Below are 23,244 nucleotides of genomic sequence, written 5' to 3' on the forward strand. Positions count from 1 at the left end.
TGCAATATGTAGTATTTATGTTGATCTTTTTAAATATTAGAAGCATGAAAGAGTTAGGTAAACTTAAACTGAACGAGATTCAAGGCTCGAAAAAGTTAAACGTGAAAGAACTTTCACGTTTAAAAGGTGGTGCGTGTGGTTGTGTTAGTATTTGCACAGATAACCACGCTACAGCTACTATGGATAATGCAGTGACACTTTATGTCTCAAAGTAATTACTTGAGGTTGTGTTGAAATCCACAGTCCTGCTTATTTCAGGTTTATCTGAAATAAGCAGGTAGACTTTTGGGGTTATGTTAGATATCGGCTCCAGTCTTCCCATTTTTGATACAATCTCGAAATAAAAGAAAATATGTTTGATATTGTAACCTCTTCTGCTGGCAATAATTATATTTTGGATATCTCTAATGGGATAATTCAATATGTTCATCCATTTTTGTTTACAAGAGAATTTGGAGGAAAAGAGTATTATCAACAAAAATATAATTATTTAAAAGAATATGGAGTGCTAAAAGAAGAACAATCTGATAATTCTCTCTCTCTTTTATCAAAAGAGGATGTTGAATGTAATTTTGTTGGAACTTCTCAGATTTTGTTTGAGGTTACTGATAAATGTAACCTCAAATGTAAATATTGTGGATATGGAGAATTGTATAGTAATTATGATAAGCGTGAAAATAAAAATTTAAGTTTTGAACTTGTAAAATCATTTTGGGATTTTTATTGTAAAAAATGTGATGACTATAATTATCAAAATAATAACTTAACAATAGGGTTTTATGGAGGTGAACCATTGCTTAATTTTGGACTTGTTAAAGAAATAATATTGTATATAGAATCAAACTCTAAGGTTAAGCTGAAATATAATATGACCACAAATGCAGTTTTGTTGGATAAATATATGCAATTTTTGGTTGATAAAAATTTTAATTTATTGATTAGTCTTGATGGTGATCAATTTGCTTCTTCCTATCGAGTTGATCATAAGAATAAACCAATATATGATAAAGTTATTCGAAATATAAATGTTTTAAAGTTGAAATATCCTGATTATTATAGTAATAATGTGAATTTTAACGCGGTTTTACATAATAGAAATACAGAAGATGCAGTTTTTGAGTATTTTAAAAATAAACATAAGAAAGAACCTTTTATGTCGCCTCTCAATCCATCAGGTATAAATCCGTTAAAAAGAAGTGATTTTGATAAATTTCAAAATAAAACTCAGTCTGTTGAAAAATTTGTTTTAGAAAATGGTCGATTTAAACGAAAAATCTTATTGGAATATTCTCGTTTTTTTTATAATAGTATGTTTTCTTACTATGATAATTATATGGAGTTGTTTATTGGTAGTCGTAAGAAAGATATAGTACCAACTGCAACTTGTAGTCCTTTTATGAAAAAAATATTTATAACTGTGCAAGGAAAGATTCTTCCATGTGAAAAAATAGGTCAAGAATATCCTTTAGGGAATATTAGTGATGGAATTGTGCAAATTGATTTTGAAAAAATTGCTAATCAATATAATAAGTTGTATCAGGAAATTTATGAAAATGAGTGTAAAAATTGTCCGTTTTTATTCAATTGCTCAATGTGCTTATATTTTTTTCATAAAGGAAAATGTTCAATTAATATGAGCAAGGATGATTTTTTTGTGTTTATTAAAGAAAAAATAAATTTTATAGAACATAATAGAGCTATTTATTCGGATTTAGATAATATAACATTTAGATAAATATGGAAGGAAGGAAAGGTGTATATTGGTTTTATTTGGAATATTATGTTTATTTGAAGGTGACTTCTAAAAGGGCTATTTTGTATAATACACTGGATTCATCTTTTATTATAGTTGAAGAATCTGCAATATTATCTTTTTTGTTACTTGTTGAGAGTGAACGCAAAAATGGTGGAATAAAAGTGGATTTTTCTGCTAATTATAATACTTGTGAATTTGATGTGTTTTTTTCTAATGTGAGAATGAAATATATGGGAGATTTAGTGGAGGAAAAATATTTTCGTATAAGTCCTTTCCAAATTCCTTCTATTGTAAAAGTGAAAAATGACTTTAGAAAGACAAAAGAATGTCCAAGTATTGCATTTATGCAAAATATATTGTTTAGACTGAATTTATATATTTCTTCTGTTTGTTTATGTGATTGTAGTAATTGTGAAAATTTGTATAAACAGGTTCTATCTTGTCGAAAGTTTGAATATGGAATAGATTTACCTGTTGAAGTTGTAAGTAAATTATTAAGTTATAAATTTGATAATTTGGTTGAAATAAATTTATTAGGTGGTAACATATCAAATTATTATAATTTGGATGATTTGTTATTAGCTTTGGGTAAATATAGGGAGAAATGTTATGTCTATTATAATTATGATAATTTAAATTCTATAACAGATAAGATAAAAGAATTTTTCCAAAATAGAATTGTTATAATTGTTAATTTGAATGATTTTGCAAATGATGATTTGGATTTCATAGCTGAGTATGAAAAATGTAAATTTGTGTTTTTGATTGAAAATTTACAGGTTTATAAAAGACTTAAATCTTTAAATGTTCCATCCATATATGATATTGTGCCTTATTTTAATGGATCGAATTATTCGTTTTTTAAAGATTGCGTTTTTTTAGATGAAGATGATATTTTAATGGGCAAATATAATTTTGTAGATATATATAAAAATCAAATGTTGAATAATTTTTCTTTTGGAGAATTAACAATATTTCCAAATGGTGATGTTTATTCAAATATAAACTTACCAGTGCTGGGTAATATCCAAAATGATACAATTTATGATTTGTTGGAAAAATGTTTATTAGATGATGATTCAATTTGGTTTTTGACACGTAGTAAAACGGAGTGTAAGAACTGTGTTTTTGTTGATATGTGTCCTCCTATAGGTAATTATGAGAAAGTTTTTGATACAAATATGCTGTGTAAATGTATTAATCTGTTATGAAATTCAAAGTCCTAATTCTTTTTTTGTTATTTTCTTGTGTTCAATCTACTGAGAACGAGAGAGAAATACCATTTGCTAATGGCATTGAAAATGTCCAGGAAATAAATGTGAGTGATATTGCGCTTGACGTGAGATATATAGCGTTGGAAACGAATTCAGATTGCCTGTTGGGGAAGGATCTGTATGATATTTCATTTAGTGAAAAATATTTATTTGTTAGGGATGATTCAGATTTGTATCAATTTACATTGGAAGGGAAGTTTATTAGAAAAATTGGCAAAAAAGGCCAAGGACCTAAAGAGTTTTTGATGATTTCTTCTGTTAAATATGATAATCAAAAAGAAGAAATATATATGAATGATTTGTTGTCTGGTAAAATTAAAGTGTATTCTTTTGATGGTGATTTTATGAGGGATATATTGACTGAAAATGGAGAGCAGTTAATTTATTATAATACAGATGATAAATTGTTTTATATGTATCCTATGTTTTTTTATAATGAACAAGAATCAAATGAATTAATTGTACGTAATGAAAAAGGTGAAGAACTGTATGTTTTTCCTTTTTTTCGAGATGGAAATGTGAAGTATCCCAGTTTTTTGATTTCTCAATCGATTATTTATACATATAATGGAATTATTTATTATAAAAACCCTCTTGAATCGGTAATTTTCAGATTGGATAATGACAAGAAGACGCCGATGTATAATTTGAGTTTGGGGCGTTATGAAAATTTGAGTTTATTAGATGACGTAGTTGTTGAAAAAAAAGGAAATATAGGGCTTGGAGAATTTAATAAAGAAGCAGAGGATAAATTATCTTTTTACGATATATTTGAGTTGCAAAACTATGTTTGTTTTTTTTATCTTCAGCATGATCGCAGATTTGCTTGGTATAATAAAGTAAATAACTCTGTTTGTAGAATTCGTGGTCGTTCTGCAAAAATAGACGGTTTTACTGATGACCTACAAAATGGTTATCCCATTTTACCTCGTTTTTGGGGAGAAAGTCGAATAGTAGGATATGTTTCGGCAGGAACTTTAATTGAAGAAATGAGGTATAATAAAAGGGTTGATGGATCATTGAGGCAAGTAATGACTGATTTATCAGAAGAGGATAATCCTGTATTGCAAGTCGTTACTTTGAAATAGGGCTAAATTAGTATTTTTTAAAAATATATTGATGGATAATGTGTGTTACCTGATATAATAAATTACTATGCAAGTAAAAATTTCTATAATTATGCCTGTTTATAATATGGCTGAATTGGTTGATGAAGCAATTAGGAGTATTTTACAACAGACATTTTTTGATTTTGAGTTTATCATAATAGATGATGCTTCTGATGATGATACGAGCCTGGTACTACGTTTTTACTTGGATGAAAGAATTGTGCTTGTCCGAAATAATTCTAATATCGGTAATTATGCTTCCCGAAACAGAGGAATGCAGCTGGCACAAGGAAAATATATAGCTGTTATGGATGCCGATGATATTGCCATGCCGGATCGGTTGGAAAAGCAGGTGGCTTATTTGGAAGAACATTCGGATGTTTTGGCGGTGGGATCGGGATGTATATCGTTGCCTGGGGGTGTTTTAAGGAAGGGGCTGTCTTCTTATTTGGAAATTCAGTTAGCTTTATTGAATAATAATTGTTTTGTGCACTCTTCTTTGATGATCCGAAGAGAAATTTTGTTGAAATTAAACGGTTATAACGAACGATATTATTATTCGGCTGATTATGATTTGGTCTGTCGGCTGGTTGCGGCAGGGAAGGTTGAAAATTTAACAGAACCTTTGGTCGGATATCGTTCTCATCCTTTTCAAATATCGGTTTTGCACAAAGAGAAGCAACAGCTTTTTGCGGATGAAATACGGCAGAAGTATCAAATGGATTTTATTAATCGTTATAAAAAAGAGAATCAGTCTTTAGTGGGGAGGGCGGAAGTGGCAGTTCCTTCCATTGGACAAGCGATTGCTTATTATACGTATGCTTTATACTCTGGTGATGTACGGTATGAACAAAAGGCAGATGAGTTGCTGGATCTGGCTTTTTCTGTTTTGTCGGCTGCAATTCCGGCTCGATTGGATTGCGGTTTGTTAGGGATTACTTGTGGTATGATCTATATGTTACAAAATGGCTTTATAAAAGGTGATGAAGATGAAATTTTTGAAGAGATAGACGGCCTTTTATTTGCTGAACTTGGCGTTTTAGTCGATAAAGAAGATTTTGACTGGTATGGATGGTTATACTATTTGCGACTTCGTATATCCCGTAGGTGCCTGTTGGGGCAAGAAGCACAAAAGGGTATTTTTGAGAAAAATCTGGAATTCTTATTGGATTGTCTGATTGGTAAAATAGAAAATGGACAGGTACCGGATAGAGAAGTCCTTTTTGAAATAGAACAGTTTCATCAGTCAAATACTTACAAAGAAAAAACCGCTTATATATTAGGTGCTAATGGACAAGAATAGAGTAGAAGAGTGTACATTGGATGCTATTACTGTGATTCTTACCGTTTGGAAACGTAACCATCTGGAAGAACAATTGCAGGCTTTATTCCGGCAAACGGTTGTTCCTTCGCATATATGGGTCCAACAGAGTCTGCATCATGTTGATGTTAGTGTGATTGTAGATAAATACAAGGATAGGGTTCGTTACTCTTGTTGGGAAAATAATCCTGGCGTATTTGGGCGTTTTGAGTCTGTCGCACAGGTGGAAACTCCTTATGTCTATATTCTGGATGATGATATGATTCCGGGAAAAATGTTTATAGAGAATGCATTAAGTGCCTGTAAACGTTTAAATGCTATTATTAGTCCTCATGGCAGATTATTGTCGCCGGATACGTGTCGAACGGAAATATTTGTTGGAGACGGATATCAATTTCAACATAGTTTTTGTTTGGAAGATACAAAAGTCGATTTTGGAAATAATGCTTGGTTTTTTAGGAAAGAATGGATTTCTTACTTTCTGTCGCAAACTCCGTTGTACCGTAATAATGGTGAAGATATTCATTTTTCTGCGATGTGCAAACTATTAGGAAATATTCCGACTTATGTTCCCCGTCAAATTGTGCCTGTTGAATCCGGGAATGTGAAACGATATTATTCGGCGGATGAACATGCTTTGCATCTGAAACCTTTGTTTAACAAAGAAAGGGTTGAAGTTATCGAACGATTCAGAAATATTGGATGGCATTTGCGGTTAGAGAAGAAAGGCATAGAACGACAGGAGGACCGTTCATGTGCAATTTCGGTAGTCATGGCTGTGGTAGAAAAAGATGCAGGTATGGCCATACAAAGTATATTGCAACAAACGTGGGAAGATTTTGAGTTGATTCTTGTTTGTACGGATAAGAGTGGCATATCTGTAAATGGGGAAGATAAAAGAATTCGTTGGATTGAAACAAAGGAAGAACTTTCAAAATATGTTTTGCTGAATATCGGCTGTGGCGTGGCCAAAGGAAAATATATTTGTATGATGGAGTCCGGATATGTTTCTTTTCCGGATCGGTTGCAATCGCAGTATGAATTTATGGAAGAGGAACAAGAGGTTGTTGCTGTAGGGGAAACATTGGATGATAAAAATTTGTTCTTGCCATCTGTCTTTGTTAGACGGGATGTTTTGCAAAGAGTAAAATATTATGATGAATCTATTGGAGGTTTTGCTGAAAATGATTTGCTTTGTCATTTATTGCAAGTGGGTTCCGTCGTGCTTTTTGAGAATGTGTTTGTAAGTAAGACAGAACGATATGTAAAAGTTACTTTGTAAGTATGATAAAATCATTCCCCTATTACCACCAACTCGAATCCGCCGACTGCGGTCCCTCGTGCCTGCGCATGATCGCGAAGTACTACGGTCGCAGCTATTCCATCCAGTACCTCCGCGAACAGGCATTCATCACGCGCGAAGGGGTGTCGATGTTAGGCATCAGCGATGCCGCCGAGCGGATCGGGTTCCGGACGATGGGGGTACAAATAACGTTAGAACAGCTCAGGACAGAAGTGCCCTTGCCTTGCGTTTTGCACTGGAACCAGAACCATTTCGTCGTATTATATAAGGTAAAGAACGGAAAATATTATATCGCCGATCCGGCTACCCAAAAATTGGTCTATGAAGAATCCGAACTGGCGCGTTGCTGGTGCAGCACCGTTGTGGAAGGAAAAGATACGGGAGCAGCCTTGCTCTTCGAGCCGGGACCTGACTTTTACGATCGCGAGGAGGAGGATACACGGACAGGGAAAGGCTTGTCTTTTTTCTTCCGTTATCTGACTCCTTACCGGCGTGAACTGTTCCAGTTGGTATTGGGAATGCTGACGGCCAGCATCCTGCAACTGATCCTGCCGTTCCTGACGCAGAGCATGGTGGATACGGGTATCCGGGACGGTAATTTGAGTTTTATTACCTTGATATTGATAGCGCAGTTGGTGATCTTCGTGGCCAAACTCTCTGTCGATTTTATCCGTAGCTGGATCTTGCTGCATGTCAACACCCGGATCAATATCGCGCTGATCTCCGATTTTCTTGCCAAGCTGATGCGGTTGCCCTTGCATTTCTTCGATACGAAGATGGTGGGCGACATCATGCAGCGCATCGGCGACCATAACCGTATCGAGACGTTCATGACGGGTTCGTCCATCTCGACGCTTTTTTCGTTTGTCAATTTTATCGTGTTCGGGTTTGTATTGGCCTATTATGACCTGACGATATTGGGGTTGTTCCTGGTCGGTAACGGGTTGTATGTGGCGTGGATATTGGCCTTTATGAAGTACCGGCGCGAACTGGACATCAAGCGGTTCGCGCAGGCTGCGGGCGAACAGAGCAACCTTTTCCAGCTGGTGACGGGCATGCAGGAGATCAAGCTGAACAACTGCGAGACGGAGAAACGGTGGGAATGGGAGCGCATCCAGGTGAAACTGTTCAAGATAAGCATCAAGGGCTTGGCCCTGCAACAATATCAACAGCTCGGATCGGTGTTTTTTAACCAGACCACCAATATCCTGATCTCCTTTTTGGCGGCGCGGGCTGTTGTTTCGGGTGAAATGACGTTGGGCATGATGATGTCGCTGACGTATATCGTAGGGCAGTTGACGGCTCCGATCGAGCAGTTCATCGGCTTCGCGCGTTCGTTCCAGGATGCGAAGATCAGCCTGGAGCGGCTCGGCGAGATCCATCAGAAGGAGGATGAGGAACAGACGCTTGCCTTGAAAACGAACCGGCTCCCGGAAGAGCGGACGCTCCGGGTGGAGGATGTGTGCTTCAGCTATGACGGGGCGGACCGTGACTATGTGCTGGAACATGTCAGCCTCGCGATCCCGGAACATAAGGTGACGGCTGTGGTGGGGGCGAGCGGCAGCGGGAAGACGACGCTTGTCAAGTTGTTGCTTGGTTTCTACGAGCCGAACAAGGGGGCGATCCGTGTGGGGAACGTCTTGCTGAAGGATATGAACCCGCATGTGTGGCGTGCGCATACGGGGTGTGTGATGCAGGACGGTTTCATCTTCTCTGACACGATCGCGCGTAACATAGCGGTGGGGGTTGAATCGATCGACAGGGAGCGGCTGCTGCATGCCGTGACGGTGGCGAATATCCGGGAGTTCATCGACTCGTTGCCGTTGGGCTACAACACGAAGATCGGCATGGAAGGGAACGGCGTGAGCCAGGGGCAGCGGCAGCGTATCCTGATCGCCCGTGCGGTGTACAAGGATCCGGAGTTTATCTTCCTGGACGAGGCGACGAATGCCCTGGACGCCAACAACGAGAAAGAGATCATGGAGCACCTGCACCGGTTTTACCGGGGCCGCACGGTGGTCGTGGTGGCGCACCGTTTGAGCACGGTCAGGGATGCGGACAACATCGTCGTTCTGGACAAAGGCCGCGTAGCCGAAGAGGGGACGCACGAAGGGCTGACGGCGAAACGCGGAATATATTACGAATTAGTGAAGAACCAATTGGAATTAGGCAATTAGATGATGGTTATTAGGCACGGATAATATATGGAAGATGGAAAAGACATAGAACTGCGCAGTGAAGCTGTGCAGGAAGTGATGGGGCATGTGCCGTCCCGGATCGTGAGGTGGGGGACCACGGTGTTGTTCCTCGTGGTGCTCATGCTTGTCGTTGGCAGCTTTTTCTTCCGCTATCCGGACGTGATCGAGGCGGAGATGAGGCTGACGAGCCGTAACCCGGTGACGGAGGTCGTGGCACGCACATCGGGGAGGGTGAGCAGCCTGTATGTCGCCGACGGGCAGGAGGTGAAAGAGGGTTTGCCGTTGGCGGTGGTTGAGAACACGGCGGTGACGGAAGATGTGCTGCGGCTGAAGCAGCTGTTGGCGCGTTATGCCGGTGAACCGGAGCGGTTGGGCTATTACCTGTTGCAGGATGTCTGGCAGTTGGGTGATATCCAGCCGGCTTATACGGCTTTGGCGTCGAAAGACCCTGCGTCGCGTGATTACCGGGCAGCGTTGGGGCAGTTGCTGGCAGCCGTGAGGCGTTGGGAGATGGATTATTGCATGGAGGCCTCGGCGTCGGGGCGGGTGCAGTTGCTGCGGCAGGGCTATCCGAACCTGTATGTTCAGGGTGGCGACCTGTTTGCGCGGATCGTGCCGGAGGAGGCTGGCGAATGGGTCGGGCTGGCGTCGATGCCGGTCGCGAGTTCGGGCAAGGTGCGGAAAGGGCAGCGCGTGATTGTCCGTTTCAGCAATTTCCCGGACCAGGAGTTCGGGATCGTGGAGGGGCGTGTGTCGTCTGTCTCGATGGTCCCGCTGGAAGACAATTACAGGGTGGAGATTGTCTTCCCCGTCGGACTGACCACCAACTACGGAATCTGTCTTCCTGTGATGCAGGAAATGAAAGCCACGGCCGGAATCGTAACAGAAGAGCTTCGTCTGATAGAGCGTCTCTTCCAGCCACTGAGAAAGATCATGAAGGAAGGGCTTTGAGGCGTTTTGGGGTATAGCCGGTCTGTTCCGGTGGCTTTCCGGGTGCGAGGGATCAACTTTCCCCCTCCGGAAATGATATGAAAGAAGAATTGGTTGCGCTGTTTGGGGGCGCAAAACCTACCGTCCGCTTGTTTCACGAGTTGTTGAAGTGTATGCCTCTTGAAGAAAGGGGCATTTTTTTTGACCGTACGTTCGGGCTTGCCCTGTCGGGTTGGACGGATCTGTCAGTGCCTTACCGTTTGTTTTTGGTGCGTCTGATCAAGGCTAACCGCCAGCGTTTTGTGGATTATGTCCGGCAAAAGACGGTGTTCGGTGAGTTTTTGTATAGGATGGACGAGTTAAATTTGTTCTTGAAGGGCCTTAATTTGTTGGTAGATCCGTATAAAAATCCTAAATCTTCATATACGGAAATTTCTTTTTCTCTTTTGCTCGCTTTCGATATGGATGTGTCCGTCAAGTATTTGGCTGACAAAATCCGGTATGCGAGAATGGATTCGTATGATTTTGCCGACCTGATGGAGAAAAGCAGTGAGATGGAGTGATAAATCAATGCTTAACCGTCCGGCCTACTCTGGGCAAAGGTACCGCTGTCGCCTGCGAAGCGAGTTTCAGACCTTTTTTAACGGTTTGCCGCTACTCTATCTTTGCAATGTGATCAAAAACAAATTATTAATCATTTAAAAATTAAAGATTATGGCTCTGAAGTACAAATTAGTTCAGAAAAGGAACTTAGGCAAGGACCAGGAAGAAAATCCTGAAAAGGTGTATGCACAGATGGTCAGTGGTGACTTGGTGACATTTGAAGAACTGGTCGAAGAAGTCGGTGACAGCACCGTTGCCGGTAGTGCCGGGGTAAAGGCTGTATTGGATCGTCTGAATGTGGTTTTGGGACGTCATTTGCGTAACGGGCGTCGTGTGAATGTGGGCGAATTGGGTACTTTTCGTCTGAATTTCGGTTCGCAGGGTGTAGTGGGTTCCGATGATTTCAATACGGGGCTGATCCGTGAACCCCGTGTTCGTTTCCTTCCGGGTAAGGCGTTGCGCACCATGAAAAGCCGTACAAGTTTCGAACGAATCGTTCCGGCAACGGACGGATCGGCTCCCGGCGGGGGAGAGGAAGAGAGACCGGGAGAACTTTGAGAATTGAAAATGGAAAATTGAGAATTGAAAAATCATAATCTCAGACCATAAATCATGAAGAGGTTGACGGTTCAGTTGACAATGGCAGTCCTGCTCACAATGAGCGGGATTGTTCTTCTCTTCTGCGGATTCTGGATCGATCCGCAAGGGAAGGTGGATAACAGCGTGTTGGTGGCTTTCGGGGAGATCAGCACGTTTGCGGGGGCGCTTTTCGGGGTGGACTACTCTTATAAATTGAGAATTAAGAATTGAGAATTTAAAAATGAAGATTAAAAAATGAGAGATGGGAGGTTGAGTGAACATTTCGGGTTGGAAGAGATGTGTTATAGCAGGACCGGGATGGAAAATGGGATTGACAATATGCCGGGAAAGGAGGCTCTTGCAGCGTTGAAGTACTTGGTTACGGGGCTATTGGAGCCGTTGCGGAAGTTGTATGGCAAGCCGGTCGGGGTGACAAGCGGGTATCGTAGCGAAGAAGTCAACCGGCTGGTGGGAGGCGTGCCCGGCAGCCAGCATACAAAAGGGGAGGCTGCCGATTGTTATGTGCCTGACGCGGCTGGACTGTTGGCTGTCTTACGGCAGTCGGGGCTTGAGTTCGACCAAGCGATCCTTTACCGGAAGCGGAATTTCCTTCATTTGTCGCTAAAGGAAACCGGTAAAAACAGGATGCAGGTGCTTTTACGTCTTTTGGCACTGGTTTTCTTGTTGTCGGGATGCGGAGTGGGCAGGCAGAGCCATCGGCTGGAATCGGCAGTCTGTTTGGACAGTGTCCGTTTGTCTGTCGGGGAGATAGGGATGCAGAAAAAGGATATCCGCCTGATCGATACGGTTGCCTGGAATTTGCAGCAGGTCGTTTATTTCGCCCCTGACAGTACGGGTAAGCAATACCCGGAATCCGTTACAACGTTGCAAATGGATCGTAGCCGACAGTTTACCGATACAGGAAGGATTGTGACATGCCGGCAAACGGACTATACCGGCCGGCATACGGAGGAAAAACTGGGCCGGACGGAGACACGCCGGACCACCCGTTCACCGGGTTGTTTTTTCTTTGGGATTGTCTTTTTATTTGTCTTGAGTTTCTTTCTTTATAAAAGATTGAAGCCTGGATAATGCAATAAAAAGGCCTTTCTCTCCGTATAAATCCGTATAAAATAGTAATTTTGTAAGCTAATTAGGTTATGTATATGCTAAGAACGGAAATTAGGAAACTGGGAGGATTGATCTCTTTCTTGTTTGTGGTGTTGGCCATTCAGGCACAGCAGTATACGGTGACAGGAGGAAACGGAACTCCTTATTTGTTGGAAAATCGAGGGAATCGCATATGGGTTTATCTGGTATATGGAATGGATAATGTGGAGATTCGCTATACCTCTTCGTCCGCCAACCATCAATGGTACCGGTATAAGCAAAAGGCATTGGACCGGGAGCCCGTTTCGTGTGAACAGAACGGGGCGACATCTGTTATTCGGAATATAGAGGATGGAACCGGGTACTATGTGGAGGATCCGGCTTCCGGCCTGAATGGTTGGTATGTATGGATCATCGATTATAGCAAATATGTCTTTAATGTCGAGAGTATCACAGTCAAAGGAAATTGTGACGGCTTTCGGTTGGAAGGTTCTCCGGCTGTCCCGGTCATGTATTATTATACCCCGTCGGGAAGCCGGATGACGGTGAAGCGGGAGTTCGATGTCGCTTATCAGACATTGGAGTGGTCTGAAGACAACAAGTATTTTTCGCCGAAGAATGTGCAAAGGACACTGTCGGAAGGACCTTATTCGGTAAGGATAAACGATAACGAAACAATTCCGTTGTGCGATACGGAGGTCACGCTTTCCGGCGATCAGTTTGCGAAACATTTCGGAGTGGAGAAATCGATTACTTCGGATACCTATCAGGCGGTGGCTGTCGAAGTGCATGTCGATACGACATTCATGATGGATAATGCGGAGAATATGACAGCGGGAGACGGGGAATATCTTTCCGCTCCGGCAACGGTCACTTTCCGTGCGTATGCCAATGATCCGGTAGCGACGCTGTATACCTGGAAGATATATAGGAGCGATGTGGAGAACGGGGCTGAGAATCCGTTGGTGGAATACAGGGATGAGGAGATCGATTATACGTTTACGGAGAAAGGCGATTATACGGCGGTTGCGACTGTCAGTAACGCGACGGGAGAGTGTGAGGCGGTTTCCAATTCGATTGAAATCAAGATTGCCGAATCGGAGCTGCAAATCCCGAATGCTTTCTCGCCCGGTACGACGCCCGGCATCAATGATGAGTTTCGTGTCGCCTACAAATCGCTTGTGACCTATAAGTGCTGGATATTCAACCGGTGGGGGGTACAGATGTACCATTCCACTAATCCGGCGGAAGGGTGGGATGGCAAAAAAGGAGGAAAATATGTCGCTCCCGGCGTCTACTTTTATGTGATAGATGCAGTGGGATCGGATGGTATTAAGTATAATAAAAAAGGTTCTATAAATATTCTTAGACCCAAGAAAATTGATGATGAAATTATTGAGCAGTAACAGTATAGCCGGTTTTGTGGTGGGAAGTGCAGTGTGTCTGACCGCCTGCCTCTCCATCGGTTCGAGCGATTCGGAGAAAGTGAAAGAACAGCGTCCGGTCGTTTCATCGGTGACCATGTCGCCGGACATTCCCGTTTCCGCCTCTTTTTGCGGAAAGGAGATCGATTTGACACGTTACAATATGCATGAAGGTTTTGACCGGGAATTGAGTAGTTTTACCTATTTCCATTCTACCACCATGCTGCTGATCAAGCGGGCAAACCGCTATTTCCCGATAATCGAACCGATCCTGAAAGCCAACGGCATTCCGGACGACTTCAAGTATCTGGCGGTGATCGAGAGCCATCTCGACCCACGTGTCTCATCGCCTGCACGGGCGGTGGGAACCTGGCAGTTGTTGGAGGGGACGGCCCGTCAGTACGGGTTGACGATAACGCCTACGGTCGACGAGCGTTGCGACGTGGCGAAGGCGACCGAAGCGGCTTGCCGTTATCTGAAAGCGGCCTATGAAAAATATGGAGACTGGGCGCTGGTCGCGTCTTCCTATAATGCCGGTATGGGACGTATTTCGGGAGAGCTTGTCAAGCAGGAGGCAGACAGTTCGTTCGATCTCTGGCTGGTGGAAGAAACTACCCGCTATGTCTATCGTATCATGGCCATCAAGCAGATATTTGAAGCTCCCTATAAATATGGGTTCGTGTTGAGGGCGCAGGATTTGTATAAACCGATCGCATGCGAGAGCGTTGCCGTCTCGACGGATATTCAGGATTTGTCCGGTTTCGCCAGGAAGAAGGGCGTCACGTATGCCGATTTGAAACGTTTCAATCCCTGGTTGCGCGATCGTAAATTGCTGACGGCGGGAAAAACATATACGATCCGGATCCCGAAAGAATCTGACATGTATTATAAAACGCCCAACACCTATGTGCATAATCCGGCCTGGGTGGTGAAATAAGAAAACTGAAAATGATGAAGGATAAGAATGCATTGGAAGGCGGCCGCATTTCCGTTTTAGGCGCCCGCGTCCATAATTTGAAGAATATAGATGTCGATATACCTCGTAACAAGCTCTCCGTGATTACCGGTATGAGCGGTAGTGGTAAGTCGTCTTTGGCTTTCGATACGATTTTTGCGGAAGGACAACGCCGTTATGTGGAGACTTTCTCCGCTTATGCGCGTAACTTCTTAGGGAATATGGAACGACCGGATGTGGATAAGATCACCGGCCTGAGTCCTGTTATCTCGATCGAGCAGAAGACAACGAACAAGAATCCGAGATCCACGGTGGGAACGACTACCGAGATTTATGACTTTTTCCGTCTGCTTTATGCAAGGGCGGGAGAGGCTTATTCGTACCTGAGCGGCGAGAAGATGGTGAAATACACCGAAGAACAGACGTTGGAACTGATTCTGAACCGGTATAAGGGAAAAAAGACCTATCTGCTTGCCCCGCTCGTACGTAACCGTAAAGGACATTATAAGGAACTTTTCGAACAGATGCGAAAGAAAGGGTATCTGAATGTCCGGGTGGACGGTGAGATGAAGGAGATATTTCATGGTATGAAGCTCGACCGGTATAAGATGCACAGCATCGAGGTCGTGATCGATAAGCTGGTCGTTTCGGAATCGGATGAACGCCGTTTGAAAGAAAGCCTGCGCGTCGCCATGAAGCAGGGCGACGGACTGGTACTCGTGCTGGATGCCGAGACTGACGAAGTGCGCCATTTCAGTCGCCGGTTGATGGATCCCGTGACGGGATTGTCTTACAGCGAACCGGCTCCCCATAATTTTTCGTTCAACTCTCCACAGGGCGCTTGTCCGAAATGTAAAGGATTGGGACAGGTCAACTTGTTGGACATGAACAAGATCGTACCCGATGCGTCGCTCAGCATCTACAGCGGCGGTATCGTGGCGTTGGGAAAATATAAGAATTCCTTGATATTCTGGCAGATCGAAGCTATTTGCGAGAAATATGGCGTAACGTTGAAAACTCCGATCAAAGATATTCCCGAAGAAGCGATCGATGAGATCATGAACGGGACGGACGAACGCCTGCAGATTAAAAACGATTCGCTGGGCGCTTCCAATTATTTCCTGTCGTATGAAGGGGTTGCCAAATATATCCTGATGCAGCAGGAGAGCGAGGCTTCCGCTTCCGCACAGAAATGGGCGGGACAGTTCATACGGATGGCTGCCTGTCCGGAATGTAACGGGCAGCGGTTGAACAAGGAGGCGCTGCACTATAAAATAGCCGGAAAGAATATCGCCGAGCTTTCGGCAATGGATATTTCCGAATTGTATGAGTGGCTGGACGGTGTCGAAGATCGGTTGAACCCCAAGCAGCGGCAGATCGCTGTCGAAATCTTGAAGGAGATCCGTTCACGCCTGAAATTCCTGTTGGATGTAGGGCTGGATTACCTCGCGTTGAACCGTGCTTCGGCGACGTTGTCGGGTGGCGAGAGCCAGCGCATCCGTTTGGCGACTCAGATCGGCAGCCAGCTGGTCAATGTGCTTTATATCCTGGATGAACCGAGCATCGGGTTGCACCAGCGGGATAATGTCCGTTTGATCAACTCGTTGAAGGAATTGCGCGATACGGGCAACTCTGTTGTCGTGGTCGAGCATGACAAGGACATGATGTTGAATGCGGACTATGTGGTCGATATGGGACCGAAGGCCGGCCGTCTGGGAGGAGAGGTGGTCTTTGCCGGAACTCCCGGCGAGATGTTGAAGGTCGACACGCTTACTTCGGCCTACCTGAACGGGAAGACGGAGATTGCCGTTCCGGAAGAGCGGCGGAAAGGAAACGGACAGTTCATCACGATAAAAGGGGCGAGCGGGAATAATCTGCGGAATGTGGATGTCACGTTCCCGTTGGGTACGCTGATCTGTGTCACGGGTGTGTCCGGCAGCGGAAAGTCTTCTTTGATCAACCGGACCTTGCAGCCGATTCTCAGCCAGCATTTCTATCGTTCCCTGGAAGATCCGTTGCCTTACAAATCAATCGAAGGGATAGACAATGTCGATAAGATAGTCAATGTGGACCAGTCACCGATCGGACGTTCGCCGAGAAGTAATCCGGCTACTTATACCGGCGTCTTTTCGGATATCCGCAATCTGTTTGTGGATCTGCCTGAATCGAAAGTGCGTGGCTACAAACCCGGACGTTTCTCGTTCAATGTCTCCGGCGGACGTTGCGAGACGTGCAAAGGGAACGGATACAAGACAATCGAGATGAATTTCCTGCCGGATGTGCTGGTTCCCTGTGAAGAATGTCATGGCAAGCGATACAACCGGGAAACGTTGGAAGTCCGCTTTCGCGGGAAATCCATTGCGGACATTCTGGATATGACGATCAATATGGCGGTGGAGTTTTTCGAGAATATTCCCTCGATCTTGTCGAAAGTGAAGGTATTGCAGGATGTAGGCCTGGGCTATATCAAGTTGGGGCAACCTTCCACGACTCTTTCCGGCGGTGAGAGCCAGCGTGTCAAACTGGCGACCGAACTGGCCAAGAAAGATACGGGCAAGACGCTTTACGTATTGGACGAGCCGACGACCGGTCTTCATTTCGAAGATATACGGGTCTTGCTGGGCGTCCTGAACAAATTGGTGGATAAGGGTAATACGATCATCGTCATCGAGCATAACCTCGATGTCATCAAATGTGCCGACTATCTGATTGATATGGGTCCCGAAGGCGGACGTAACGGCGGGCAGGTCCTTTTCACCGGAACTCCCGAAGAAATGGTAAAAGCGAAAACGAAGAGCTATACGGCTCCATTTTTGAAAGACGAATTAAAAAGCGGTAAGAAATGAAGAATCCTATTCAGATGATTAAACAATGCGTGGAGAAGGAAGAACCTTACTTCCTGCTGCGCGGACAGGATTTATGTGCGTTGAAGGCCATCGAAACCTATTATGAGGAGGTGAAGAAGCACGTGAAAGATCCTTATTTTATTGAAGAGATAGAAGAGATAATGAAAGATTTCCGGGCATTCCGGGAAGAACAGGAAACCCATATACCGGATTAAAAGATGGCGGACGACAGTTACAAGACCATTAAGCAGGTAGCCGAAGGGTACTATACGGAGAAGCGCAGCCGCTTTATCTCGTATGCGATCCCGGTGCGTACGGTGGAGGAGGTGAAAGAGCAACTGGACAAATACCGTAAACAGTATTACGACGCCCGCCATGTCTGCTGGGCTTATATGTTAGGGCCCGAACGCCTTACTTTCCGTGCGAACGATGACGGCGAGCCGTCTTCCACAGCGGGAAAACCGATCCTGGGACAAATCAACTCGAACGGGTTGACGGATATCCTGATCGTCGTGGTCCGCTATTTCGGCGGCATCGAATTGGGGACGAGCGGCTTGATTGTCGCTTACCGGACAGCGGCCGCCGAAGCGATAGCCGCTGCCGAGATAGAAGAGCGCACTGTTGATGAAGATATCACCATTGCATTCGAATACCCTTATCTGAACGGAATCATGCGCATTGTCAAGGAAGAGAATCCGGCGATCATCTCCCAAAAGTTTGAAATGGATTGCGAAATGACCCTTCGCATCCGCAAGGGAGAGGCCGGACGTTTGAAAGCGCGGTTGTTAAAGGTGGAAAGCGCCTATATTCCCAGAACCGAATTTTAAGCAGGTTGTTATATTACTATAATTCTAAACAAAAACAATTCGTAAATAATGAAGAAGATTCTATTGTTTTCTTTTTTTCTGATGTTGGGATTGGTGGTATCTCAATTTCTGCCGGCGATGGTAGGTGAGAGCTACTTGTCGGTGAAGACGGTCTCCAATACCCTGTTATATGTCTGCCTGGCCTTTATCATGATAAATGTGGGGCGGGAGTTTGAAATGGATAAAAGCCGTTGGCGGTCCTATACCGAAGATTATTTTATTGCAATGGCGACGGCCGCTTTCCCCTGGATCTTCGTGGCGTTATATTATATGTTCGTGTTGCTTCCCGATATCTACTGGAACAGTGGAGAGGCCTGGAAAGAAAACCTTTTGCTGAGCCGGTTTGCAGCCCCGACTTCGGCGGGCATCCTGTTTACGATGTTGGCGGCGGCAGGGTTGAAATCTTCCTGGGTGTACAAGAAGGTGCAGGTATTGGCGATCTTCGACGATCTCGACACGATCCTGTTGATGATTCCTTTGCAGATCATGATGGTAGGCTTGCGTTGGCAGTTGGGCGTCATCATTCTGATTGTGATGGTCCTGCTGGTCATCGGATGGAGGAAGATGGGCAGTTACAATATGCGGCAGGATTGGAAGGCGATTCTTTTCTATGCCGTCCTTACCTGCGGGATCACGCAGGCGGTTTATCTGGTGTCCAAGTACCTTTATGGCGAAGATGCCAGCATCCATATCGAGGTCCTGTTGCCTGCGTTTGTATTGGGGATGGTGATGAGGCATAAGCATATCGATACGAAGGTCGAGCACAATGTGGCAACGGCTGTCTCGTTCCTCTTCATGTTCCTGGTGGGGGTCAGCATGCCGGTCTTTTTCGGAGTGGACTTCGCCGCGCAGTCTGCAGAGGCGACAACGATAACCGGAGCGCAGCCGATGATGTCCTGGCCGATGATCATCCTGCATGTCGTGATTGTTTCGTTCCTGTCCAATATCGGGAAACTGTTCCCGCTGTTTTTTTACCGGGAAAGGCGGAAGCGCGAACGTCTGGCGCTGTCGATCGGCATGTTTACACGCGGTGAAGTAGGGGCCGGGATTATCTTTATCGCGCTTGGCTACAATTTAGGAGGCCCTGCGCTTATGATTTCTGTGCTCACCATAGTGTTTAATTTAATTTTAACTGGTATATTTGTCGTGTGGGTTGAAAAACTGACCCGCAGCGCTTACAAGCTGGAGCAAGCCGGCAAGTAGGCGGACAGTTGTTAGGAAAAACTCAAAGGGAAGCGGTTTGCAGGCCGCTTCCTGTAAATACTTAAATACCCTATGGATAGAACCATCAACGTTATCCTTAAACCGTTGCGTCGTTTCGCTATGCAGAAACCGAACGCGAGTATCTTATTGTTCATGGCTACGATCCTTGCCATGCTATTCGCCAATTCCCCCTGGGCAGAGTCTTACCACAACATCCTGTTGTATCCGATCGATTTGAAGATAGGCAATTTCACACCGTTTATGCATCATGGAGAAGCGATGTCGATGCTGGCTTTTGTGAATGACGCCTTGATGGCGGTCTTCTTTTTTGTGATCGGACTGGAGATCAAGCAGGAGATTCTGATCGGGGAACTGAGTTCGGTACGGAAAGCGTTGCTTCCGATTATTGCGGCCTGCGGCGGGATGATCGTTCCGGTATTGTTTTATTTCCTGGTATGTCATTCGGCTCCCGAAGTGCGGGGAGTGGCTATTCCGATGGCGACCGACATCGCCTTTGCGCTTGCTGTATTGGGACTGTTAGGGAAGCGGGTTCCGCTCAGCATGCGTATCTTCCTGACGGCATTGGCGGTGGTGGACGATATCGGCGGTATCATCATTATCGCCTTGTTTTATAGTGGCGAGATTGCGTTCGAGCCGCTTCTGGTCTCACTTGCCCTCCTGGCTTTGCTATATGTGGGAGGAAGGATGAGGGTGAATAACATCATCTTCTATTATATAATCGGTTTCTTCGTGTGGATGCTGTTTCTTGAGTCGGGTATTCATCCGACCATAGCGGGCGTGCTGGTCGCATTCACCGTTCCGGCCCGTCCGGTTGTCAAGCTGGATGATTTCACCTGCGAAATGACCGGCTATCTGAATATGTTGGATTACACCGAAGTGCGTCATTCGCGGCAGGCGGCGGTTCTTTCGCCGACACAGATACAGGTACTCAACAATATCCATTCGCTGGCTGATAAAACGATCAGTCCGTTGCAGAGCATTGCCGACAAACTCCATCCGTTAGTCAATTATCTGATCCTGCCGCTCTTCGCCTTTGTCAATGCAGGCGTTACTTTCGGGGATATCGGGATCGGTTCGTTACCGGGAATCCCGTTGGCGGTATTCTTCGGCCTGTTTGCCGGAAAGTCGCTGGGTATTTTCCTGTTCACCTATATTTTTGTCCGTTTGCGTCTTGCTACGATGCCGGAAGGGGTGAGCAAACGGAACCTATTCGGGGTGTCGATGTTGGGCGGTATCGGTTTTACGGTAGCTCTCTTTATCGCGAACCTCTCTTTCGCCGGTATGCCCGGTATCGGAGCGGATTTGTTGAACCAGGCGAAGTTGGGCGTATTTGCCGGTTCGTTCATTTCCGGCTTGTGCGGCTATTTGATATTGAAGAAAGTATTACCTAAAAAAGTATAGAGATGGACAGACGCGAATTTATTCAGACAGGGGTTGCCGGAGTAGCCGGTTTATCATTCGCCCGCACGGGGCTTGCCAACATACAGATGACCGTTCCTTCGGATGTATCGGTCGACAGGGTGAAACTGGGAAAGACCGGATTGAAAGTCTCCCGCATTGCCATGGGAACCGGGACGAAAGGCTGGAACTACCAGTCCAACCAGACCCGGCTCGGATTGGATAACTTTGTGAAGATGGCCCGTCACGGGTATGAACGCGGCATCCGCTTCTTCGACATGGCCGATATGTACGGTTCGCAGCCATTCGTCGGAAAAGCCCTGAAAGAGTTGCCCCGCGAGAAACTCACGCTGATGACGAAGATGTGGACCTACGACGAAGGGTCGGAAAAACGCGAGCCGGTCAGCAAAACCCTCGACCGCTTCCGCCAGGAAGCCGGCACGGACTATTTCGATATCCTCCTGCTGCACTGCATGACGAAAGGCGACTGGGCGGAAACCCGTAAATTCTATATGGACGGCCTGGCGAAGGCCAAGCAGGACGGCATCGTGAAAGCGGTCGGCGTCTCCTGCCACAACTGGGATGCGATGGTCGAGGCTGTCGACAATCCGTGGTGCGACGTCATCCTCGCCCGCCTGAACCCATTCCAGAGCCACATGGACGGTACGACCGAAGCGGTAAACGAACTCTTAGGCAAGGCCCGCAAGAAAGGAAAGGGACTTATCGGAATGAAGATTTTCGGTGAAGGCAAACACGTTTCCGATGCCGAACGCGAACGTTCCATCCGTTTTGCCGTCACCGAAAGCAATCTGCACTGCATGACGCTCGGCCTGGAGTCCATCGCCCAGATGGATGATGCGATAGAGCGGGTGATGCGGAATGCCAAAGGATAGCTGCCTTATTCCGCCGCCTTGCCTACCTTGTGCCGGTACTGATAATCTACCGTCAACGCGATGAAGATGATCAGTTCGGCACACGGAACAGCCAGCCATAACCCCTTCTCTCCCAGCAAGTGAGGAAGAACGAGGAAACACAGGCTCATCAGGATGATCCCTCTCAGCAACATGAAAAGCATCGCTTTCCGTGCCCATTCGATACTCTGGTAGTACCCGATCCATGTAATATTCAAGGCAAAACAGATAAACCCGGAAGCGAAGTAGGGGATGCCCTCCGTCGCAATCCCGTAAGCCGGACAGCCGGGTTCCAGAAACATCGCTACGATATAAGGACAAAACGCATACATCACGGCAAAAGCCGTCAGTCCGCTGATAAAAGCCGTTTTCAAGGACAGCCGGAACGTCGCATGAACCCGTGCGGCATCTCCCGTACCATAATTATAGCTGATGATCGGCTGTGCCGACTGGGCGATCGCGTTTGCGATCATGAACACGATCGGCAGGCAGTAGCACGCTACGCTGTATGCCGCCACGCCATCCTCTTTCAGCATCCGGATGAAAGCATAGTTACCGACCAGCATCATGCAGGCGATCGCCAGTTCGCCCAGCATCGCCGAAGCTCCCAACCGGACCATATACCCCGTGTTCCGGCAGGTCAGGCGCAGGCTTTTCATACTCATCTTCAACTTGTATAAATGCAATGTCCTGGAGAAGCCGAAGAGATAGACCAACACCATCAATCCGCCTGCCACCTGTGCCAGCGCGGTTGCCAGCGCCGCTCCGGTCAGCTCCATCTGCATCGGGAAGACGAAAACGTAGTCGAGCACGACATTTATCAAAGCCGGTACGACGTTGCACAGCATCGCGAATTTCGGCGAGCCGTCCAACCGGATCATGAACATTCCGATATTGGCCAGCATACTGAAGAGGGAGAACGGCACGATCCAGTTCATATACTCCAGCACAAGCGGCAGCAACTGGTCGGAACTCCCCAGCATATAGGCCGTCTGTTTGCTGAATAGCATCACCAGGAATATCCCTATCGCCATCAGCAGGAGGGACACCAGCAGTGCCTGTGTGACATTGATGTTAGCCGCCTTGATCTTCCTCTGTGACAGGTGGACGGAGGCCACGACCGACGAACCCACCCCGAAGAGCAGCCCGATCCCTGTCGTTATCATAAAAATCGGGGCAACGATATTGACGGCGGCCAACGCATCGCTCCCCACGCCGCGCCCCACGAAGACACCGTCGGCGATCGTGATACACGCCATACAAACCATTCCCAGTAACGTCGGGAAAAAGATTTTGCGGAATAAAACCGGAATGTTCATACTGCCAAAATCAATACGATCTCTCTGCATACCTCAACTGATTTTTTATTTTGGGTTACAAAAATAGTCTTTTAAGCCCGATCGAAAAATTATCATTTGGTAAAAAATAAGAAGAACA

At 45.5% G+C, this 23,244-nt stretch carries 21 protein-coding genes; 20 read left to right on the forward strand and 1 reads right to left on the reverse strand.

Going from position 1 to position 23,244, the window contains the following annotated elements:
- Positions 1-44: 44 nt before the first annotated feature.
- From ACW6QF_RS10875 to ACW6QF_RS10970, 20 genes are all read left to right on the forward strand, one after another.
- Entirely contained in the window at positions 45-215 is a 171-nt protein-coding gene (locus ACW6QF_RS10875; protein ID WP_456087846.1) for a TIGR04149 family rSAM-modified RiPP, read from the forward strand.
- A 137-nt stretch (positions 216-352) separates the two neighbouring features.
- A complete protein-coding gene (locus ACW6QF_RS10880; RefSeq protein ID WP_456087847.1) occupies positions 353-1,735 on the forward strand; it encodes a radical SAM peptide maturase in 1,383 nt (460 codons plus the stop codon).
- A 2-nt stretch (positions 1,736-1,737) separates the two neighbouring features.
- A complete protein-coding gene (locus ACW6QF_RS10885; RefSeq protein WP_456087848.1) occupies positions 1,738-2,967 on the forward strand; it encodes a TIGR04150 pseudo-rSAM protein in 1,230 nt (409 codons plus the stop codon).
- Positions 2,964-4,118 (forward strand): 6-bladed beta-propeller, encoded by a 1,155-nt coding sequence (locus ACW6QF_RS10890; RefSeq protein ID WP_456087849.1) that lies wholly within the window; start codon positions 2,964-2,966, stop codon positions 4,116-4,118. Before ACW6QF_RS10885 ends, ACW6QF_RS10890 begins: the two co-directional genes overlap by 4 nt.
- A gap of 67 nt (positions 4,119-4,185) precedes the next feature.
- Entirely contained in the window at positions 4,186-5,442 is a 1,257-nt protein-coding gene (locus ACW6QF_RS10895; RefSeq protein ID WP_456087850.1) for a glycosyltransferase family 2 protein, read from the forward strand.
- Complete coding sequence (locus ACW6QF_RS10900; protein WP_456087851.1) at positions 5,429-6,742, forward strand: glycosyltransferase family 2 protein; 1,314 nt, start codon at positions 5,429-5,431, stop codon at positions 6,740-6,742. Before ACW6QF_RS10895 ends, ACW6QF_RS10900 begins: the two co-directional genes overlap by 14 nt.
- A 2-nt stretch (positions 6,743-6,744) precedes the next feature.
- Positions 6,745-8,940, forward strand: a complete 2,196-nt coding sequence (locus ACW6QF_RS10905; RefSeq protein ID WP_456087852.1) for a peptidase domain-containing ABC transporter — start codon at positions 6,745-6,747, stop codon at positions 8,938-8,940.
- Positions 8,941-9,300: 360 nt separating this feature from the next.
- Positions 9,301-9,912, forward strand: a complete 612-nt coding sequence (locus ACW6QF_RS10910) for a hypothetical protein (RefSeq protein WP_456087853.1) — start codon at positions 9,301-9,303, stop codon at positions 9,910-9,912.
- A 77-nt stretch (positions 9,913-9,989) separates the two neighbouring features.
- Entirely contained in the window at positions 9,990-10,454 is a 465-nt protein-coding gene (locus ACW6QF_RS10915) for a hypothetical protein (protein ID WP_298548081.1), read from the forward strand.
- 151 nt (positions 10,455-10,605) lie between these two features.
- On the forward strand, positions 10,606-11,052 hold the full coding sequence (locus ACW6QF_RS10920) for an HU family DNA-binding protein (RefSeq protein ID WP_298548079.1): 447 nt from the start codon (positions 10,606-10,608) through the stop codon (positions 11,050-11,052).
- A gap of 54 nt (positions 11,053-11,106) precedes the next feature.
- Entirely contained in the window at positions 11,107-11,304 is a 198-nt protein-coding gene (locus ACW6QF_RS10925) for a hypothetical protein (protein ID WP_298548077.1), read from the forward strand.
- Positions 11,305-11,328: 24 nt separating this feature from the next.
- Positions 11,329-12,165: a D-Ala-D-Ala carboxypeptidase family metallohydrolase gene (locus ACW6QF_RS10930; protein WP_456087854.1), complete on the forward strand. Its 837-nt coding sequence runs from the start codon at positions 11,329-11,331 to the stop codon at positions 12,163-12,165.
- 68 nt (positions 12,166-12,233) lie between these two features.
- On the forward strand, positions 12,234-13,589 hold the full coding sequence (locus ACW6QF_RS10935; protein ID WP_456087855.1) for a T9SS type B sorting domain-containing protein: 1,356 nt from the start codon (positions 12,234-12,236) through the stop codon (positions 13,587-13,589).
- On the forward strand, positions 13,567-14,544 hold the full coding sequence (locus ACW6QF_RS10940) for a lytic transglycosylase domain-containing protein (protein WP_456087856.1): 978 nt from the start codon (positions 13,567-13,569) through the stop codon (positions 14,542-14,544). The genes ACW6QF_RS10935 and ACW6QF_RS10940 overlap by 23 nt, the downstream gene beginning before the upstream one ends.
- 11 nt (positions 14,545-14,555) lie before the next feature.
- Positions 14,556-17,408: an excinuclease ABC subunit UvrA gene (uvrA, locus tag ACW6QF_RS10945; protein ID WP_298548067.1), complete on the forward strand. Its 2,853-nt coding sequence runs from the start codon at positions 14,556-14,558 to the stop codon at positions 17,406-17,408.
- Positions 17,405-17,623 carry a hypothetical protein gene (locus ACW6QF_RS10950; protein ID WP_008148475.1) on the forward strand — a complete coding sequence of 73 codons (219 nt, stop codon included), beginning with the start codon at positions 17,405-17,407 and terminating at the stop codon, positions 17,621-17,623. The genes uvrA and ACW6QF_RS10950 overlap by 4 nt, the downstream gene beginning before the upstream one ends.
- A 3-nt stretch (positions 17,624-17,626) precedes the next feature.
- Positions 17,627-18,235, forward strand: coding sequence for an IMPACT family protein (locus tag ACW6QF_RS10955; protein WP_298548058.1), 609 nt, complete (start codon positions 17,627-17,629; stop codon positions 18,233-18,235).
- Between the two features lie 48 nt (positions 18,236-18,283).
- Positions 18,284-19,477, forward strand: coding sequence for a sodium:proton antiporter (locus tag ACW6QF_RS10960; protein ID WP_456087857.1), 1,194 nt, complete (start codon positions 18,284-18,286; stop codon positions 19,475-19,477).
- 72 nt (positions 19,478-19,549) lie between these two features.
- A complete protein-coding gene (nhaA, locus tag ACW6QF_RS10965) occupies positions 19,550-20,899 on the forward strand; it encodes a Na+/H+ antiporter NhaA (RefSeq protein WP_298548055.1) in 1,350 nt (449 codons plus the stop codon).
- Positions 20,900-20,901: 2 nt separating this feature from the next.
- Positions 20,902-21,789, forward strand: coding sequence for an aldo/keto reductase (locus ACW6QF_RS10970; protein WP_456087858.1), 888 nt, complete (start codon positions 20,902-20,904; stop codon positions 21,787-21,789).
- A 5-nt stretch (positions 21,790-21,794) separates the two neighbouring features.
- On the opposite strand, the gene ACW6QF_RS10975 is transcribed toward ACW6QF_RS10970, so the two are convergent.
- On the reverse strand, positions 21,795-23,156 hold the full coding sequence (locus ACW6QF_RS10975; protein ID WP_456087859.1) for an MATE family efflux transporter: 1,362 nt from the start codon (positions 23,154-23,156) through the stop codon (positions 21,795-21,797).
- Between the last annotated feature and the right edge of the window lie 88 nt (positions 23,157-23,244).

Source organism: Parabacteroides sp. (assembly GCF_977054455.1).